The organism is Bradyrhizobium sp. HKCCYLS3070 (assembly GCF_051167575.1).
GTDB lineage: Bacteria > Pseudomonadota > Alphaproteobacteria > Rhizobiales > Xanthobacteraceae > Bradyrhizobium.
Window position 1 is genome coordinate 352,927 of record NZ_JBNPTI010000002.1, and the last position, 18,438, is coordinate 371,364.

General features: G+C 63.5%; 16 protein-coding genes and 3 pseudogenes. 15 read left to right on the forward strand and 4 right to left on the reverse strand.

All coding sequences use genetic code 11. The features are described 5' to 3' along the window. The first annotated feature begins 262 nt into the window (after positions 1 to 262). The 11 genes from ACQR03_RS10295 (at position 263) to ACQR03_RS10345 (ending at position 11,074) form a co-directional block, all read left to right on the forward strand. Positions 263 to 1,909 carry a ShlB/FhaC/HecB family hemolysin secretion/activation protein gene (locus ACQR03_RS10295; RefSeq protein ID WP_315718495.1) on the forward strand — a complete coding sequence of 549 codons (1,647 nt, stop codon included), beginning with the start codon at positions 263 to 265 and terminating at the stop codon, positions 1,907 to 1,909. Then, a complete protein-coding gene (locus ACQR03_RS10300) occupies positions 1,909 to 3,906 on the forward strand; it encodes a MotA/TolQ/ExbB proton channel family protein (protein ID WP_315718483.1) in 1,998 nt (665 codons plus the stop codon). The genes ACQR03_RS10295 and ACQR03_RS10300 overlap by 1 nt, the downstream gene beginning before the upstream one ends. A 4-nt stretch (positions 3,907 to 3,910) precedes the next feature. Further along, positions 3,911 to 4,315 (forward strand): ExbD/TolR family protein, encoded by a 405-nt coding sequence (locus ACQR03_RS10305; RefSeq protein ID WP_315718484.1) that lies wholly within the window; start codon positions 3,911 to 3,913, stop codon positions 4,313 to 4,315. 83 nt (positions 4,316 to 4,398) lie between these two features. After that, positions 4,399 to 4,812: a hypothetical protein gene (locus ACQR03_RS10310; RefSeq protein ID WP_315718485.1), complete on the forward strand. Its 414-nt coding sequence runs from the start codon at positions 4,399 to 4,401 to the stop codon at positions 4,810 to 4,812. Then, positions 4,809 to 5,564: a TonB C-terminal domain-containing protein gene (locus tag ACQR03_RS10315; RefSeq protein WP_315718486.1), complete on the forward strand. Its 756-nt coding sequence runs from the start codon at positions 4,809 to 4,811 to the stop codon at positions 5,562 to 5,564. The genes ACQR03_RS10310 and ACQR03_RS10315 overlap by 4 nt, the downstream gene beginning before the upstream one ends. A gap of 38 nt (positions 5,565 to 5,602) precedes the next feature. Continuing rightward, on the forward strand, positions 5,603 to 7,477 hold the full coding sequence (locus ACQR03_RS10320) for a putative porin (protein WP_315718487.1): 1,875 nt from the start codon (positions 5,603 to 5,605) through the stop codon (positions 7,475 to 7,477). Between the two features lie 3 nt (positions 7,478 to 7,480). Then, the gene (locus ACQR03_RS10325; protein WP_315718488.1) at positions 7,481 to 8,080 is read left to right on the forward strand and encodes a hypothetical protein; all 600 of its coding nucleotides are present in this window, start codon (positions 7,481 to 7,483) and stop codon (positions 8,078 to 8,080) included. Next, entirely contained in the window at positions 8,077 to 9,132 is a 1,056-nt protein-coding gene (locus ACQR03_RS10330; protein WP_315718489.1) for a peptidylprolyl isomerase, read from the forward strand. The genes ACQR03_RS10325 and ACQR03_RS10330 overlap by 4 nt, the downstream gene beginning before the upstream one ends. Positions 9,133 to 9,198: 66 nt before the next feature. Next, positions 9,199 to 9,726 (forward strand): YbjN domain-containing protein, encoded by a 528-nt coding sequence (locus ACQR03_RS10335; protein WP_315718490.1) that lies wholly within the window; start codon positions 9,199 to 9,201, stop codon positions 9,724 to 9,726. A 7-nt stretch (positions 9,727 to 9,733) separates the two neighbouring features. Continuing rightward, entirely contained in the window at positions 9,734 to 10,594 is an 861-nt protein-coding gene (locus ACQR03_RS10340) for a lytic transglycosylase domain-containing protein (RefSeq protein ID WP_409998037.1), read from the forward strand. A 6-nt stretch (positions 10,595 to 10,600) separates the two neighbouring features. Continuing rightward, a complete protein-coding gene (locus ACQR03_RS10345) occupies positions 10,601 to 11,074 on the forward strand; it encodes a hypothetical protein (protein WP_315718491.1) in 474 nt (157 codons plus the stop codon). Between the two features lie 124 nt (positions 11,075 to 11,198). On the opposite strand, the gene ACQR03_RS10350 is transcribed toward ACQR03_RS10345, so the two are convergent. Then, positions 11,199 to 11,369, reverse strand: a complete 171-nt coding sequence (locus ACQR03_RS10350; RefSeq protein ID WP_315718492.1) for a hypothetical protein — start codon at positions 11,367 to 11,369, stop codon at positions 11,199 to 11,201. Between the two features lie 104 nt (positions 11,370 to 11,473). Here ACQR03_RS10350 and ACQR03_RS10355 point away from each other — a divergent pair. Then, positions 11,474 to 11,583, forward strand: a pseudogene (locus ACQR03_RS10355) (DUF1989 domain-containing protein); the annotation flags it as partial. A 16-nt stretch (positions 11,584 to 11,599) separates the two neighbouring features. Here the strand turns inward: ACQR03_RS10355 and tnpC are convergent. From tnpC to ACQR03_RS10370, 3 genes and pseudogenes are all read right to left on the reverse strand, one after another. Beyond that, positions 11,600 to 12,492 (reverse strand): annotated as a pseudogene (gene tnpC, locus ACQR03_RS10360) (IS66 family transposase); the annotation flags it as partial. 627 nt (positions 12,493 to 13,119) lie between these two features. Continuing rightward, a pseudogene (gene tnpA, locus ACQR03_RS10365) lies at positions 13,120 to 13,233 on the reverse strand (IS66 family insertion sequence element accessory protein TnpA); the annotation flags it as partial. Between the two features lie 409 nt (positions 13,234 to 13,642). Continuing rightward, positions 13,643 to 14,551, reverse strand: coding sequence for a protein-L-isoaspartate O-methyltransferase family protein (locus ACQR03_RS10370; protein WP_315717969.1), 909 nt, complete (start codon positions 14,549 to 14,551; stop codon positions 13,643 to 13,645). A 77-nt stretch (positions 14,552 to 14,628) separates the two neighbouring features. Here ACQR03_RS10370 and ACQR03_RS10375 point away from each other — a divergent pair, with 77 nt between their 5' ends. The 3 genes from ACQR03_RS10375 (at position 14,629) to ACQR03_RS10385 (ending at position 18,270) form a co-directional block, all read left to right on the forward strand. Continuing rightward, positions 14,629 to 15,258 (forward strand): RNA polymerase sigma factor, encoded by a 630-nt coding sequence (locus ACQR03_RS10375; protein ID WP_315717970.1) that lies wholly within the window; start codon positions 14,629 to 14,631, stop codon positions 15,256 to 15,258. 661 nt (positions 15,259 to 15,919) lie between these two features. Then, positions 15,920 to 16,627: a hypothetical protein gene (locus ACQR03_RS10380; protein ID WP_315717971.1), complete on the forward strand. Its 708-nt coding sequence runs from the start codon at positions 15,920 to 15,922 to the stop codon at positions 16,625 to 16,627. A gap of 401 nt (positions 16,628 to 17,028) precedes the next feature. Then, positions 17,029 to 18,270, forward strand: a complete 1,242-nt coding sequence (locus tag ACQR03_RS10385) for a tyrosine-type recombinase/integrase (RefSeq protein WP_315810715.1) — start codon at positions 17,029 to 17,031, stop codon at positions 18,268 to 18,270. Positions 18,271 to 18,438 lie beyond the last annotated feature (168 nt).

Below are 18,438 nucleotides of genomic sequence, written 5' to 3' on the forward strand. Positions count from 1 at the left end.
CTTGCCCGGCGGCTCATCGCGGTCGTTCTGCGAACGGATTGACAGTCTGCGAATCGGCTCGGTCGAACTCGGCATTCGTTAAAATTCCGATTCAGTCTCTTGAGGGGCCGGTCGTCTTTCCTGCTGAGGCACCATGCTCGCGGCTTCCTGCCGTGGCGTCATGGGCGTGCCCGAAGGTGAGCGGAAGTCCGTGCGGGTCAGAATTGGTTACGAGCGTGGCAGGCGCTCGCCTTCGCGGCCGGCATGGATCGGCTCGGTGGCCATGCTCCTGTCGGTGGCAGCTTTTGCAGGCGGCAGCGTCGCGCCGGTTCGGGCCGAGGCTGCGGCAGCACAGCAGCCGCCGACTGGCGCAGCCCTGGCCAAGCCGGCGGCTGGTCCGCTACAGCGCTTCGATATCGATGATTTCGCCGTCCAAGGCGCCGAGAAGCTGGCACAGGTCGACCTCGAAGAGGCTATCTATCCTTTCCTTGGTCCGAACAAGACGGCAGACGATGTCGAGAAGGCGCGCGCGGCGCTGGAGAAGGCCTATCACGACAAGGGGTTTCAGACCGTCTCGGTCGAGGTCCCACCCCAGAATCCGTCGAATAAGGTCGTCATTCTCAAGGTGAGAGAGCTCAAGGTCGGCCGGCTCCGCGTCAAGAACTCGCGCTACTTCGATACTGACAAGATCAAGGACGGGGCGCCTTCGCTCAAGGAGGGCACCGTCCCGAACTTCAACGACCTCACCAAGGATATCTACGCGCTCAACCAATGGCCGGATCGCCGGGTGACGCCGGCACTGCGCGCCGGCGTTGCGCCTGGAACTGTCGATGTTGACCTCACCGTCGAGGATAAGGCGCCGATTCACGGCAGCCTCGAAGTCAACAACCGTCGTTCCGGCGATACGACCGCGACCAGGGCGATCGCCACGGTTCACTACGACAATCTCTGGCAGCTCGGGCACTCCCTGACGCTCAGCTATCAGGTCGCGCCGCAGCGTCCGAAGGACACGGAAGTGTTTTCCGCCTCCTATCTGGCGCGCCTGCCGGTCGATTGGCTGGCGTTGCTGGCTTACGCCGTGAAGTCGAACAGCGACGTCGCCACGGTCGGCGGCACTAACATCGTTGGCCCCGGCCAGATCGTGGGTACGCGTGCGGTCATGACGCTGCCGGGCCGCGATGGGTTCACGCAGACGCTGTCGGCCGGCGTCGACTACAAGCATTTCTTCCAGCTCGTCTCCCTGAACGGCGGCGGTTTCGCGTCCCCGGTCACGTATTTCCCTGCCGTGGCCAGCTATACGGCAACCTTCCAGGGCGAGAAGTTTACGACGCAGTTCAACGCATCGCTGACGTCCAATCTGCGGCCGCTGTCGAGTGATCATGTCGCGTTCGACAACAAGCGCTATGCGGCGTCCGCGAGCTTCACGCATGTGAACGTCGACGTTTCGCACACCCAGGAGCTGCCCGAAGGCTATCTGCTTTGGGGCAGGCTGCAGGGACAGAAGGCGGATGGGCCACTGGTCTCGAGCGAGCAGATCAGCGCCGGCGGCCTCGACACCGTGCGCGGCTATCTGGAATCGGAAGCACTGGGCGACGACGGCATCATCGGCAATATCGAACTGCGCAGCCCCGACATCGGCGCGATGCTGCAGAAGCAGATGAAGGACGAGACCGGGCAGGGCGCGCCGCGCTTTACCACCTTCAACGAGACGCGGCTGTTCCTGTTTGCCGATGCCGGTCTGGTTCACACCCAGCGCACGCTGCCGGATCAGACGTCGCAAACGGACCTCTGGAGCTATGGCGTCGGCACCCGCTTCAAGATGTTCAACGCATTCAATGGTGTGTTCGCGCTGTCGGTCCCGATGACCAACCAAACCTATACCCGCGCGGGCAATCCGCGCCTCAATGTCCGGCTCTGGGGCGAATTCTGATGATCATGGAACGCGAGGACAGGCGAGCGAGCTGCTGTGGGAGAGTTGCGAAGCGCGTCGCCGCGAGGCTGTTCGGTGTGGTCGCCGCATTGGCGATTCTGTCGTCGCCGGCAAGTGCCTGGTGGAACGACGAGTGGCAGCTGCGCAAGAAGATCGGCATCGATGCGAGTGCTGCCGGCGCCAACATCACCGATCCGATCGGCACGACGCCTGTCCTGGTGAGGCTGCATCCCGGCAACTTCCGGTTCAGCGCTACCAAGGACGACGGCAGCGATCTCCGTTTCGTCGCCGGCGACGACAAGACCCCGCTGAAGCACCACATCGAAAAATATGACGCGCTCCTGGGCGAAGCGCTGGTCTGGGTCTCGGTGCCGAGCCTGCCGTCGGGCGCCAAGACGGAGATCTGGCTCTACTACGGCAACAAAAAAGCTGTGCCTGCTGCGGATGCCAAGGGCAGCTACGATCCCGATTTTGCCCTCGTGTACCATCTGGCGGAGCGGGGCACGCCTGCGTTGGACTCCACGGTCTGGGGCAACAACGCGCAAAGCGTCGGACAACCGGCGGAGGGCTCCCTGATCGGGACGGGCCTTCGGCTGGACGGGCGCACGCCTCTCATGCTGCCGTCATCATCGTCGCTGGCGACGGCCGCCGATGCCGGCTGGACGTTCTCGCTGTGGATCAAGCCGGCGACGCTGCAGCCCAATGCAGCGCTGTTCAGCCGCCGCAACGGCGGCAGCGGCATCGTGATCGGCCTCGACAATGGCGCGCCATTCGTAGAGATGACCAATGCCGGCTCCGCGCAGCGGACTTCGGCAGGTGCGGCGATCGCTCCGGCGAGCTGGCATCATCTGGCCGTCGTTGCAGCCGGCGGCAGGATCTCGCTCTATCTCGACGGCAATGCCTACGCAGCGCTTGATGCGAGTCTGCCAGAGCTCGACACCACCGCGCAGATCGGTGGCGGCGATGCCGCGGCGGCCAGCCAGGCTGCCGCTCAACCGGCTTCCGCTGCGGCACCCGGTGATGCGGCCTCGGCGGATGCGAATGGTGTGCCGGAAAGTACCAATGATGCTACCGTCGCGGCGAGCCCGACGTTTGCGGGATTCGTCGGCGACGTCGACGAGATCCAGATCAGCAAGGTCGCGCGCCCGGCAGGTTTCATCCGCATCGCTGCGATCGGTCAGGGGCTGGATCAAGGCAAGCTCGTCACGTTCAGCGTCGACGAGGAGACGGCAAGCTGGCTGTCCGGCTATTTCGCGGTCATTCTGAAGTCGGTCACGCTCGACGGATGGGTGGTGATCGGAATCCTGCTGGTCATGGCCGCGATCAGCTGGATGGTTATGTTCGATCGCGCCTCTTACTTGAGGCATCAGGCGAAGGCCAATGCGCGCTTCCTGAAGGTCTATCGCGATCCGAAGTTCGACCTCGCCATCTTCGGCAGTGGTGATGCCGAGGCCGTCGCGTCGCTCGCGGGCGGCATCGGCAAGCGCGATACGATCGTGCTGCGGTCATCGTCGCTCTATCGTATCTATCGCATTGCAGCCGACGAGATCCAGCGACGTTCGGCCCGAAACGCCCAGCCTTACCTTTCCGCCACGTCGATGGCCGCGATCCGTGCTGCTCTCGACGGCGGCGTCGTCAGGGAGATCCAGCGCCTGAACCGGCTCATGGTGATGTTGACGATCGCGATCTCGGGAGGACCGTTCCTCGGTCTGCTCGGAACGGTCGTTGGTGTCATGATCACCTTCGCTGCGATTGCGGCGAGCGGTGACGTCAACGTCAACGCCATCGCGCCCGGCATTGCCGCGGCGCTGGTCGCCACCGTCGCGGGGCTCGGCGTCGCGATCCCGGCCTTGTTCGGCTACAACTACCTCATCTCACGGATCAAGGATCTCACCGGCGACATCCAGGTGTTCGTCGACGAATTGGTGACGCGGCTCGCGGAGCTTCATTCCGCGGATCAGCCGGATCCGGTCGAGCGCCGCATGGCGGCGGAGTAGCGCCATGCAGATCAATACCGACTCCAAGCCCTATGACGACATCAACATCACGCCGATGTTGGACCTCGCCTACGTGCTGCTCGTCATCTTCATTATCATGACGACGGCGACGGTGCAGGGGCAGAAGGTCAATCTGCCGAAAGCGTCGGCGGCGCCGAGCCTCGCGACGCAGACGACCAAGGCGATCACCGTGGCCAACGACGGCAAGATCTTCCTCGACACCATTCCGGTGACCTTGCCGGAGCTCGAGCAGCGCCTGATCCAGCAGAAGGCATTGACGCCGGAATTTCCGGTGGTGCTGCGCGGTGATGCGCAAGCGCAATATCAGAGCGTGATGGACGTGCTCGACCTGCTGGGCCGCATCGGCCTGACCCAGGTCGGGCTTGCGACCAAGCCGTTGGTGAAGTGATCGAGGTGGACCAGATCATGCGCAAACGGCCTCCGCATCATCCGCCTGGTTCGCATCGCCCTGAAGCTGGCGTGCTCGTGCACATGCGTGAGCTCATCCTGCGGCGGCGGATGCAATTGCTGCCAGCGCGGCCTGAAGGGGAGACGGCGCTGAGTGAATGCGACGAGTCTGCTGCTGTGCTGCCGTTTCCGGTCCGGAGCGAAGCGCTGCTCGCCAGCCTGGTGCCGACACTGCGCGGCCTCTACGTCAGTGGAGAGGATGAGAGCGACCCGTTTCTGATGACCATGTCGCACGGTCCGCGGCCGCGATTGTCGATCGATCGCGACGCCTATGTCGAGCTTCGGCACCAGCCCGAGGCGTTCCTCCTGAAGATCGCCGCCGCGCCGGATTCGAAGATCACGTTCGAAACGCCGGATTTCACAACGCTGGTGAAGTTCGTGCTGCAGTACATGGCCGAGCGTCATGGTGAGCCCAGGCCGGGCGGGAGCTTGTCGTGAGCAAGCTCGAGAGCGGCTGTCAAGCAGCGGCCGAGCCGGCGCGAGCCGGTGCCCAACCAAGCCGGTTGCGCTCGTCGCTGAGTCTGACCGCAAAGATCATGGCGATCGCATTGCCGTTGGGCGGTGTCGCCTATTGGGTTCTCGCCCAGCGCGATCAGCCGCCTCCGCCGCGTCAGGTTCACGAGATCACGCTGCTCAACATCACGCCGCCGCCTCCACCGCCTCCGCCCCCGAAGGTGGCACCGCCGGTCGAGCAGAGGATGATCGAGCAGCAGAAGATGGCGGAGCCGGAATTCAAAGAGGACAAGCCGCTCGACAAGCCGCAGGACAAGCCGGTCAAGGACGCCAAGGACGATCAGCCGCCGGGCCCGCTGTCGCTCGACGCCAAGGCGACCGGCCCCGGCGATCTGTTCGGTCTCGGCGGCAAGCCCGGCGGCAGCCCCTATGGCGGCGGCGGAGGCGGCGGCGGGAGCCGCTGGGGATGGTACGCCTCGATCATTCAGCAGCAGATCGAGGCGGCACTGCGCGCCAACGACAAGACCAAGAAGGCGGTCATCAGAGTGCAGATCAGCCTTTGGGCCGACAGCTCCGGACGCGTCAGCCGCGTCCAGCTGCTCTCGTCAACGGGGGACGCTGCGTTGGATCAGGCGCTGCGCGACGACGTTCTCGGCAGTCTGACGCTGCGCCAACCGCCGCCGAAGGACATGCCGATGCCGATCGTGACACGCGTCACGGCGAGCCGGCCGAGCTGATTTCCGTCAAACACGACGAACTAAAAGGACTGGGGACGATGTTCGAGACTTTTCCAAATGCACGCCGATGTGCGCTTCTGATTGCCGCCTCGCTCGCGGTGGCCGGTAGTGCCGCTCCGGCATTTGGCCAGACTTCCGATCAGGCCACAGCATCCGAGAAGAAGTCGGGCTCGACCAAACCGAGATTGTCCGATGCCCGTCCGACCTCGCCGAACGCCACGATCAATCTCGTCCATCTCCTGGTCAAGCAGGGCGTCCTCACCGAGGACCAGGCGGCGGGGCTGATCAAGCAGGCCGACGACGAAGCCTACATCGCGCGCCAGGCGGCGAAGAACGCGTCGACCAGAGCCGAGGAAGCCGCCAAGGCTGCCAATGCCGCGGCGGCGGCGACCGAGCCGAACGGGACGCGGCACGTCACCTACGTGCCGGAAGTCGTCAAGCGGCAGCTGCGTGAGGACATCAAGCGCGAGGTGATGGCGAAGGCCGAGCACGAGAACTGGGCGTCTCCGGGCAAATACCCGGAATGGGCGCAGCGCATCCGCTTCTACGGGGATATTCGTGCCCGCTACCAGGGCAGCTTCTTCCCGACCGGGAATGATCAGCTCGATGCGTTCAACTTCAACACCGTGAACACAGGCTCTCCGTACGACATGGCGAGTGCCTACAATCTGCCGACTTACAACGCCTCCAAGAACCGCAACCAGGTCAAGCTTCGCGCGCGCCTCGGAATGGAGGCGGATCTCACTAACGGCTTCTATGCTGGACTCCGCATTGCCACGGGAGAGTCGAATTCTCCGGTTTCGACGAACCAGACAATGGGCGGCGGTGGTTCGAATTTTTCCAAGTTCGGGCTGTGGCTCGATCGGGGTTACCTGACCTATCAGGCATGGGACCGGGACCTGGTTGCGTCGGTCGGACGTTTCGATAATCCGTTCTGGTCGCCGACCGATCTCGTCTGGCATCGCGATCTCGGTTTCGACGGCTTTGCGCTACAGGGCAAATATCGCGTGTCCGAGAGCTTCACGCCGTTCGGCGTGATCGGCGCCTTTCCGATCTTCAACACCGACTTCAACGCTGGTACCAATCTGACGCAGCTGGACTCCAAGTTTGCAAGTCACGACAAGTGGCTGTTCGGCGCGCAGGGCGGCTTTGCGTCGCGTTTTGATCCACTGCACGAATTCCGGGTCGCCGCTGCATTCTACGATTTCGAGAACGTGCAGGGCCAGCCTTCCGAGCCTTGCTACGTTCAGTCGAGCTCGGATGTCTGCAACACGGACCAGACGCGGCCATTGTTCGCCCAAAAGGGAAACACCTACACTTTGCTGCGCAACTTCCAGGTGGGCTCCTGGAATAATTACGGCACGACGGGTCTCTATCAATATTTCGGTCTGCTGCAGAAATACCGGCCGCTGACGGTGAGCGCATCGGTCGATCTCGGCGACTTTCATCCCTATCACATCGTGATCGATGGCGAGTTCGTCTGGAATACGGCCTTTAATCGGGCGCTCACTGCCGCCGGCACCGGCCTCGCCGCAAGCACCGGCATCACGGCGCCCGGCATGGCGCTAAACAATCGCGCAGCCACGTCGAACGGACAGACCATCGGCCCGTTCAATGGCGGTGATAAAGGATGGATGACACGTGTTACGGTCGGCAACAAGGAGATCAAGCAGCTCGGCGACTGGAATGTCCACGCCGGCTACAAATATTTGGAGTCCGACGCCACGCTCGATGCGTTCGTCGATTCCGATTTTGGTCTCGGTGGCACCAATCTCAAGGGCTATTTCCTCGGCGGCAGCTACGGTCTCAGCCCGAATGTCTGGGCCTCGCTGCGCTGGATGAGTGCCAATAGCATCGGGGGCGCGCCCTACGCGGTCGACGTGCTGCTCGTCGACCTTAACGCGAAGTTCTGACCCATGCGCAAACGTTGGATCGTCCACAGCATCGCAGCTATCGCCTGCATGCAGGTGAGCCTCGCATACGCCGCCGACAGCGACGCCGACAAGCTGCGCGAGGCGTTGCGCGCGGCCACCATGCAGACGCGCCAGTTGGAGGACCAGCGCGCCGCGCTGCAGGCGAAGCTTGCCGACGCCGACAAGGAGAAGGCCGCCGCCAAGGTCCAGATCGAGGCTGCGAAGGCCGAGACCCGCAGGGTCGAGAAGCGCGAGCGCGAGATGACGGAGGAGTTCAACCGCCGCCTCGCGGAGCGCGACGAGACCCTGGACAAATGGAAGGCCGCCTATGAGGAGGCGGCCAGCGTCGCCCGCGATCGCGACGCGGCGCGCGCCAAGTTCGAGGCTGACGCCAAAGCGTACAAGGCATCGACCGACAGCTGTGTTGCCAAGAACACGCAACTGATCAAGCACGGCCAGGATCTGCTGCAGCGTTATCAAAGTGTCACCATCGGCGACACAATCGTGGCGCGTGAGCCCGTCCTCCGCTTTCGGCGGGTCGAAATCCAGAACGCGATCCAAGATCTCCAAGACAAGATCCTCGACCAGAAGGCAGCACCATGAGCTCTTCATCGTTCGGCAGCACAGTCCGGCTGCGATCGTTCCAGGTTTCCATGCTCGCCGCGGCGCTGGCCTGCGCCCCCTTGGTGGCTTCGGCGCAGACCGCCCCACCGCGTCCTGCTGCGCCGGCCGTCAAGCCGAAGCCGTCAGCACCGGTGGCGGCCACGGCCGCGCAACCTCCGGCCTCGACGCCGGTGCAGAGCGTCGCATCCGGCAAGGGCACGGGAGGCGATGACGTCATCGCGCGCGTGGGTGGCACCAACGTCTCCGCCGACGAGATCCGCGGCTATGTCGCCGCGCTCGGGCCGCGCGAACGCGCTGCGTTCGGACAGGATCCGGGCCTGCTCAGCCAGGCCGTTCGCATGATGCTGGCCAATCGGATTGTGCTGCAGGAGGTCGTCGCCAAGAAGTGGGATCAGCAGCCGAACATCGCCGAACAGCTTGACCGCGTGCGCGAGAACGCCGTGGTGGAGCTGTATCTGCAGTCGGTGTCGACACCTCCCGCCGGCTTTCCCAGCGAGGACGAGCTGCAGAAGGTCTATGATGCCAACCGTGCCGCCCTGCTGATGCCGCGCCAGTTCCAGCTGGCGCAGATCTTCGTGCCGCTGACAAAGGATTCCGACAAGGCGGCCGAGGACAAGAGCAAGAAGACGATCGAGGACATTCAGCGTAAGCTGAAAGCGCCGGGCGCCGATTTCGCGGCCCTCGCCAACGACACCAGCGAGGTCAAGAATGGCGGCGATTTGGGCTGGATCGTCGAGAGCCAGATCCGGCCGGAGATCCGCACCAGCGTGATGGAGCTCGCCAAGGGCGCCGTGTCGGAGCCGATCAAGCTCGACGATGGCTGGCACATCCTCAAGCTGGTGGACACCAAGGCGTCCTACACGCGGACTTTGCCCGAGGTCCGTGATGCGCTCGTGCAGCAGATCCGCAACGAGCGCGCGAGCGCGCTGCGGCGCGCCTATCTCGCCGAACTCGTGAAGCAGCATCCGCCTGTCATCAACGAGCTCGCGCTGTCCAATCTGCTCAGCGAGCAGGTCTCGGCGGCGAGATAGCGCCGCTATGTCTTCTCGCGCTGCCGGCACGCCGGCCGTCCTCTCGTTTCTTCGCCGGAGCTTCTGATGTCCGACACCATCATCGACAGGCTGCCCCTCGATCAGCTGCGCGAGCAGTTCCAGCACGCGGGCTACCGCGTCGAAACACTGACCGATCCCGCCGCGAACGTGTCCTATCTGCGGTCCGCGACCAACGGGATCGCATTCGACATTCGTCCCGGCAATATGGTGCCCGGCGACGAGCAGGTCTTCGTCGATGTCGCGCTGACTGCGGTCCTGCATGTGCAGGGTGAGATGCCGCTCGATCTCGTCAATCGCTGGAACGCGACGCGCCGCTTTGCGCGCCTGCAATTCAGCCCGCCCTTCCTGGCTTTGTCGCTGGACATCTCCCTGGCGGGCGGCGTTTCGCCGGACCATGTACGCGGACAGATCGAGATCTGGGATCAGCTCGTGCAGCAGCTGGTGTCTTTCCTCCGTGAGGAGATCTCAGCCCTTGCCAAGCCGAAGCAGGCCGACGATGCCCAGATGGCGACGACGACCGCGTCCGCAAACGGCCACATCGCTGATGCGGGTCCGGCTCGTCCAGTGCAGTAGCGCGCGCATGGGGGACAGCGTGAGCATCGATCCTGGTAGGCCAAACGCGGCCATACCGTGCGACCGCCGCAGGGGTGTGCTCGCAGCCGTCGCGATTGCACTGGCGGGGGCCGTCTCGGCCGTCCCGTTGCACGCGGAGCCGGCTGCGGAGGATCGCGCCACTCGCGAGAGTGATGCTGGCTCTGGAGCAACGCTGAACGTTGTCGCCAGGCCGCCAGTGGCTTCTGCACTCGCAAAGCCAGGATCATCCTCGTCTCCTTCCCTCGGCACGTCTTCGAATGCAGGTCAGTCAGACGCACTCGGCACCTATCGGGCGTTGATCACCAAGGAGGCTCGGAACTCAACACTTGCGCCGGAGATTGCCGAGGCGGTCATGGCCGTGGAGAGCGGCTACAACCCCGACGCGATCGGCGGCTCCGGCGAGATCGGCCTGATGCAGATCATGCCGTCGACGGCGCGGATGCTGGGGTTTATCGGTAGCAATGCCGAGCTCGCGGTGCCCGAGACCAACATTCACTATGGTGTGCTTTACCTGGCCCAGGCTTGGCGTCTCGCCGGCGGCGATCTCTGTACTGCCACGATGAAATATCGCGCCGGTCATGGCGAGACGCGGTTCTCCTATCTGTCGGTCAACTACTGCCTGGCGGTGCGGGCCAAGCTCGCCGCCCGCGGCTTCGCCGTGACCGGCGAGGTTCCGACGGCGACCTTCGGAGCGCCCGGCAGCGCCGGTTCGAGCAGCGTTGTGCGCGCTGCAGGCGCCTGTGGCCGCCGCTGTCTCATCGGACCGGCGACGGTCGGCCGTGTCGATTTGGCATCCCTCAATGCGAGACTCAGCACGCTAGTCGTGCAGGCGCGCGCGGGCAGGTGACAACCCATGCTGTTCTTGAGCCGATGGCCCATCCCGGCAATGACAACCGTTCCTGCCGTGATGTTGCTCCTCGTCAGCGGGCCTTCCATCGCTGCCGAGCCGCAACTTCTTCCGCCGGTGACGGTGGACCTGCCTGATCGCCCGCCAGCGAGTCCGCTGTTGCCGGGATCAGGGGACGCGGCCGCGGCTCCAGTGCTGGGTGGTCGCATGGCGACGTCTGGCGACAAACCCGAGCGCTGCACGGGCAATGCATCGGCACAGCCTCGCACGTTCGGCTGCATCAACGAGAGCCTCAGGCGCAAGGTGGACGCCGTGAACCCCGCCGAAAACCAGACGCCGATCGACGCGAGATCATCCGATCTCAAAGTCGGCACCGTGAACATTCCCGCGGTACGGCAGCAGTATGGAGCCAATTTCGGACGCTCGGTCGTGCCGTATCGGCCTACGGCGGTGTTTCCTTCGGGCTTGGGGCGACGCTGAGCGGGCGTCGGACGTTCCACGCCCGACATGTCTGCCGCAAGTGCCTCTCGTCAGGGGGCTGCAGAGTCGAGTCTTCGCGAAAATTGGGTTCCACTCTGCGCGAAGCTGCTTCAGTCTAGCTCGCTTATTCCGACCCGGCCTCTCTCAGCGGAAGGCCCATCTCGGCGGCGCGCTGCTTGCGATCTTGCCGGAGGAATTCATTCTCTCGCGCTTCAAATTTAGCGAGTTCGTCGCGCAACGTCTTCAGGAAACGATCGCGCTTGGTCAGGACAATTGAGAGTTGGGTGGACTCCATCGGACCTCGCTCCGGACCTCCGTACCCCACTATTACAAATTTATGAATAGCTGGCAACGACCAACGTTGAGGCTCGTCATCGGACATTCGATCACTCCGGTTCGCGGTACGGCCTGAGCAAGCGCGACGTCGTCTGCAACCTGAACTTCTTCATGAACGTGCCGATCGAGACTTCCGGCAATTCACTGTGCTCGACGGCCCCTCGATACCGGGAACAGTGTCGACGTGACCGCGGAGATCACGTCGTAGAACCTGCGTCGCGTGTGGCTCCAGCACGCTGCGAGCGTGATGCCCTCCTTATCGGCCCGCTGCTCGAAGCCAGCGTATCCATCGACATGCAGGATGCCCTTGAAGGCAGCAAGATGTGCGGCTGGACGTTCGGCTTTGCGGTCCGGCGCGAACAGATAGATGGCTGCCGGAGGTTCGGGTCCGCTCCACGGCCGTTGCTCGCGGGCATAGATCCAGAGCCGCCCCCGTCTTGGTTCGTCCGCGGCCAGGATCGAGTACTGGGATCGGCGTGTCATCGGCGAACAGATGGTTGGAGGCGAACACGTTCTTGCAAAGTCGCTCGTGCAAAGCCTCGAGCCACCAGCATGCACCACCAGCCCAGCCAGTCAGCGTCGAGCGGCGGAGATCGATACCATGACGGTGGAAGATCTGCGACTGCCGATAGAGCGGAAGGTGATCGCAGTATTTGCTGATCAACACGTGCGCGAGCAGCGCGGGGGGCGCCAGGCCGCCAGCGATCAACCAGTCCGGCGCGCCGGCTTGCACGACCTTGTTGCCGGCTCGGCAGGCGTACTTCGGACGGGGTAGTGCGCACGACGCGAAGCTGCGCCGGGACCCAATCCAGCATCTCACTGACACTCTCGCCGATCATATGAAGAGTACCTCCACAGCAGCTGCAGAGTCTGCTGTCGACGTCGAGGAGAACATCTTTTCTCTGCAGGTGATCTGGCAGCGTGCGACGTCGCGGTGGTGCTTTGGTTTCCGGAGCGAGCCTTGGTTGCGCTTCCTCGACGCGGCCGATGTCGCTGTCAAGGTCCTCAAGACCGAGCGTAAGCTGGTCGGGATCGAAGCGCTCGGAGCTGCGTCCGAACTGCATTCGCTGCAGCTGTTTGATGATTGGGCAACACGACACGGCGAGCTTGGAGCGTTTCTTATTCGCGATGCCGAACTGCGCGCGCCAGCGGAACAGCAGCCTGGTGACGATGCCGTGCTTGCGCGCGAGGGCAGAGACCTTGCGCCTGGTAGCTCGGTTTCCCTGGCGATCCCGAGCGTTTCCTCGCCGCTGAAGAAAGCGTCGAACCGGTGCCGGCGGCGCTGCCGGATCGCCGATTTCGGCAGCCGTCAAGCGGCGTTCGGGCTGTGAGTTCCTAGCACTAGTGCTAACGGCCGGACGGGCGGAGGGATGAAGATGGGCGCGCCAGTCGATCGTGACCTCGCCGGTGGCCAGTCGGTCGCGCCATTTGCGCAGCGAATGCGGCGACAACTGCATCGCCGCAGCGTAGGCGCGGAGCTCCATTCCGCTCCAGTTCAGTGCCTCGACATGCATCGCCCAGAATGCCTGGGACGCCCGATTGCGCACATCCGAGGTGACCGTGAACCTGCGCTGCTTCTGCTTTCGGAGCGCCTTTCTTCGCTCTTCCCGGGCGCGCTCGCGGCGCAATTCCGTCTGATATTTCTCGAGCTTAAGCGCAGTCTCGTTGCCGGCCAGCCGCTTCAGCCAACGCCGCAACGTGTTCTCGGTCAGACGTTGTTGCTGGCAGTATTTGCGGATCCCGAGACCGCTCCGACGCCACGCTTCGATGTGCAGCGACCACCACTCGCGGCGCGCTTTGTTCTCGAAATGTTTGGATCCCACCGGAAATTCTCCACAGTAGCAGAGAGACCGAAATGGAACGACAACACACGAGGGGGAAGGCGTGCAGAGACCGGACGGTTACCTGCCGACGGTCGATCGCAAGATAAAAGCGGCTCGCCGGTCGAACAGCAAGCCATTGACTTGGCTTGCGTTCAACCGTGCCGGTCGGTCGGAGGGCGTGCCGCGATTGAGAGTTTTCCCAGCAAACTCAAAGATCATTTCAGCACTGCTCGTGCTGTAGCGAACTCTGGCGAAGACTCGGATCATTCCGCGCCAAGGGCAGAATCCGCTACGCGGTCTGCGCCGGCGGATGAAGCCGTATTGCGGCCTTGGCGCCTGCGAGTCTGCGCTGACGCATTCCACCCAGGGCTGGGGGAAGGCTGTCTTAGACGATGAATCGGATCGCGCATCAGGCGGTGTCGTTGTTGCCGCCTTCGGCCTGCTGTGTGTTCGCATTGACCTCCGATCCCTGTCGCTCCAGCCAGAAACCAGGTGCCTGGTACCAGACCCGTTCGGACTCGGCGGATGATGGAAAGCCACGGTGGAGTGCTTGGATCGGAACATTCATCATCGGCGAGTTCGCGAGGGCGCTCTTCAGCCGGCCGCCAGCGTCCTCATCGCGGCCGTTTATACAGGAGTAGATGCTGACTCCGCCGATCGACGCGGCTTCGAAGGAGGCACCGCGGCGGACCACGCGCAGCAGGAAGCCGGACCAATCTTCGCTGGTCAGCGGGAGCAGCAGCCGACCGTTGTCGGCGAGGCCATCCAGCCATTGCGGAGCGGGGTGCGTGCAGCCTGCGAACACGATCACGACGTTATGGTCGCTCGCGCCGGCATGGAAATCCCGGCCGTCGCCCGAGATCACCTGGACCTGCGGCCAGCCGTTGAGGTTGGCGTGGGCTCGAGCGGCGAGAGCCGGGTCGACTTCGACCGCCGTTACCCGCCCGGTGGGCCCGACGATTTCGGCGAGCACGGCCGAATAGTAGCCGCGGCCCGCTCCGATCTGTAGTACCCGTTCACCTCGGGCGATATCGAGGTGCTCGAAATTGCGCGCCCAAAAGCTCGGCATCCCATTGTTGAGCTTCCGGCCCGGGTCGATCGAGACCAGGACGTCGTGATAGAGCCAACTCGGATCGTCGTCCGGGGTGATGAACGGCTCCGGGTGGGGGTAGGGTATGATCCACCAAGGACCTGGGCCGACGAACGCCTCTCGCGGGACGGCGCCGAAGGCCTCGACTATGTGTGGGTTGCGCAGAATTGGCGTCTTGCAGCGTAGGTCCTCGGCATACCAGCGGCGGGCTTTTGCGATCTGATCCACGGTTCGCTCCTCTCGTCATGGAGAGGATGCGGATCGCGGATCGGTAGCGCGGACACGGCCCAAAATTTTTCCCGAGGGTGTCCGCAACGTATCTACTCGGCCGCATAATAGGGGTGATGGAACGATCGATTGGCACCCCTGGAGTTGGCTCAAACGCCGGTCGCACCGTCGCCGATGCAGCGGCGGCGATCGAGGCCTTGTCCGAGACCGATCTGGTGCGGCTGAAAGCTCTGGCGCAATTGTGGAGCCGCGGGCTGCCCGGAGGGATCGGCTGGACCGACGTGCTGCATGAGGCCACCCTCCGCGTTCTCGACGGATCGCGGGTCTGGCCGATGGGCGTGCCAATCCTGGCTTTCCTGTCCGGCGTCATGCGCAGCCTCTGCGACGATTATTGGCGGCGCGTTTGGAGCGAGAAACGGCTACTGGTCAGCCGCGATGATCCCGGCCAGCACGGCGTCCCGAGCGATCCCGTTGACGAATTGGCCGATCCCGAACGCATGGCTGTGGCGGTCGCAGGGCTCGCCGAGGTGTTCCGGCTGTTTGCAGGAGATCCAGTCGTGTTGCAGATCATCGACGGGCTGGCCAACGGCCTCACGGCCAGGGACATCTGCCGGGCGTATGGCATCTCGGATATCGATTACGATACTGCGCGGCGGCGAATGCGGCGCGCGCTGCTCCGGCACCAGCGGAATTGGAGCACGCCATGACACGTTGGCACCCCCGTCTAGAACTTGCGCGCCTGCTCCAGGCGCTCAGCGATGATATCATTGCGGCGACTGACGAGGAGCTCCGGGAGATCCAGGGACGTGCCCTGGCCGGCACGGCACGGCAGGTCAGGCGTCTCGTCAAGGCGGCGCAGGCGGCCGAGGGCGGCGAGCCCCGCATTGTGAGCTCTAGCGATACAGAACGCGGCCTCGAGTCAGTCCTATCACTTCACAATCGGCACTGATCGAGTGGGAGAAGGCCTGGAAGAGTAGGGGAGCCGGTCTCTCTGAGGGACCGTCGGCTTAGCAGGGGCGGCCGGTTTGGGGGACAGCATGCGGTCCACAGCCTCGCACTGGCGACGCTCATTGTGGTGACGCCCTTACGTCTCCCGGACCCCCGCGACTTGTCGATCGCATAGCGGCGTAGCACAGCGAAGAATCGGCGATATGCGAGCTCGGAGTTGCTGTGGCACAATCGACCTATGTCGTCGTGCAGCCATTGCCAGAGCGAGTTGCGCGCTCCGACGAATGCGAGGTCCTGCAAGCGCCCGAACCGCGCGTATGCTCGTGAGAGCCTCGCGCGCCTTCGCGTAGGGCAATTGGGCCGTCGGCCGGCTGAAGTTCGCAACGGTCTGCATGGGGTCACCTGGACGGTCACCCGCCAGTGACGATCGTCCGTCGGGAGCACAAGGCGCAGTTCACCATCGTCCCGAACGCGGTCTTCGCGGATCCCCGCCTCTCTGTCGAGGCCAAGGGCGTTCTCGGCTATCTCTTGTCACGCCCCCACAAATGGCATGTCCGCCTCGATCATATCGGGCGAACCCTCCTGGTCGGCCGCAAGAAGCTGCAGCGCATTTTCCGCGAGTTGATCGACGCTGGCTACGTCACACGCGAAGCGCAACGAATTGTCGACGGACATCGGTTCGGTGAGATTGATTACGTCGTCCGAGACGTGCCTGCGCCTGTGGATAAGTCGGCGCGTCCGCGGGGTCGAAAGGGACCTGCGGCTCCGCGGGTCCAAAAGGGACCTGCGTATAAAGACTCACCGCGGGGCCCTGAGGGACCTGCCTATAAAGAACTATATAAAAACAGATCTGCATTGCCGGCGGGCCTCCCTCTTGAGGGTCGGCCGGAAACCATCGGCGTGATGCGCGATCAGATGGCCGAGCTCCAGGATGACGCTCGCCTTGATCCGGGGATTGTCCAGCTTTTCGACGACGCTGCTGAAGGTTGGGAGTTGATTGTCGCGATCCCGGACCAAGCTCGGGACGAGCTGCGCCAGCGCTACAAGCGGGGTGAGCTCGATCGATTGACGATGATGGAGCTACGGAACAGATACCGACACTTGCTGCGTGGCAGTCGCCGCAAGTGATCGGCGCTTTTGGGAAAGCGCTGAGAAGCTGCGGACGCCTCGGAGCAGGCGAAGCCGTTTTTCCTCGTTGATCTCCCACCCATTCTACGCGATTGTACGCAATCCTACGCATTCGTCCTACAAGTGGGCAAGAGAACTGTTGTTGGATGATGATTGATTCAATGATCGCACGTCGCACAAGAGTCGAGAGACGTGAATTCATCGATCGCAGCTCAAACGCAGCCCGCCATTACACGGGATACCCCGCTTCGCCTTGCGGATGCCGTGAAGATTGCGTTTCCTATGGGCGGTATGACCGTTGCAGGCTTGCGACGTGAGCGCGACCGGAAGCGCCTGGTCATCGAGAGGATTGCCGGCAAGGAATTTACGACGCTGGCTCACATTGAACGGATGCGAGAGCTATGCCGCGACGAAGCAAGGGAGCTCGACTCCAGCTTAAGGCCGCCCGCCGCGACAAGCGCGGAAAGATCACCCATCGTGCGACCTGGATCATCAGAGACAACGGTCGGGATGTCGGCACAGGCTGCGCTGCGGATGAGGTTGCAGCAGCCGAGAAGAAGCTCGAGGAGTACATAGCGTCCAAATATACGCCGAAGCGACGCGTGCGGCATATCGACGATATCCCGATCGCAGACGTCCTTTCGATCTACATCGATGCGCAGCTCCAAAAGCTTCGGGATCGCTTCGCGGTGGACGGTGAGGCTGAGGACACCGTACCCGCGATCCGGAAGTTCAAGAAGCGGATCGAACGATTGAACGACTGGTGGGGCGCTAAAACTCTTGGCGAGGTCAACGGCGAGGAATGTCGCGCGTACAGGAAGAAGCGTTCCAATCGGGGCGGTGCCCGGCGCGATCTGGAGGATCTGCGCGCCGCCATCGGCCATCATGCATCTGAGGGATTTCATCGGGAGATCGTCAAGGTCTCGTTGCCCGACAAAGGGCAGCCCCGGGACCGGTGGCTCACGCGCAGCGAGGCTGCCAAGCTGATCTGGACGTGCTGGCGTTACCGCGAAAGGCAGAAGTCGTCTCGCCGCCCCGAGGACGACGTCAAGGCGCCGACAGCGAAACGTCCGCTGAGACATCTGTCTCGCTTCATTCTGATTGGGATATACAGCGGGACGCGCGCAGGAGCCATCGCGTCAGCGTCCCCAATGCCGGCGGTCGGGCGCTCCTATGTGGATCTGGAGCGGGGCCGCTACTATCGCCAGAAGCAGGGTATGGCGAAGACGAACAAGCGGCAGCCGACGGTTCCGATCCCTTCGCGCCTGCTGACCCACTTGCGGCGCTGGCACCGTATCGATCCGGAGGCCAAGCATTTCGTCGAGTTCAATGGCAAGCCGGTGGCTTCGGTCAAAACCGCCTTCAAGAGCGCTGTAAAGCTCGCCGAGCTCGGCCCTGGAATATCGCCCCACACGCTCAGGCACACGGCGGCAACGTGGCTGATGCAGCGCGGTGCGGACCCATGGCAGGCCGCGGGCTATCTCGGCATGTCGCTCGAGGTTCTGCTGAACACCTACGGTCACCATCACCCGGACTATCTGTCCGACGCTGTCGAGAAAATCGCGAAGCGCGAGCCCGTTGCCAGGCAAACGGTGATGGCGGCCGGGAAGGTGATTGCGTTGCAACGGACGAAGTCGGAATGAACGTGTCGCGGTCCTGAGCGCCGCAAAGAGCCGACATCGCGTGGATAGTGTTGTGTCATTCGAGTCAGGTGGCCTCGGCGGCGGGGCTTGCTCGGGCTCATTTGCGCTTGAACCATACGGCCGGTGGCAGGGCAGCGTCCCTGGTGCCAAGCGTCTCTTACATCGTTG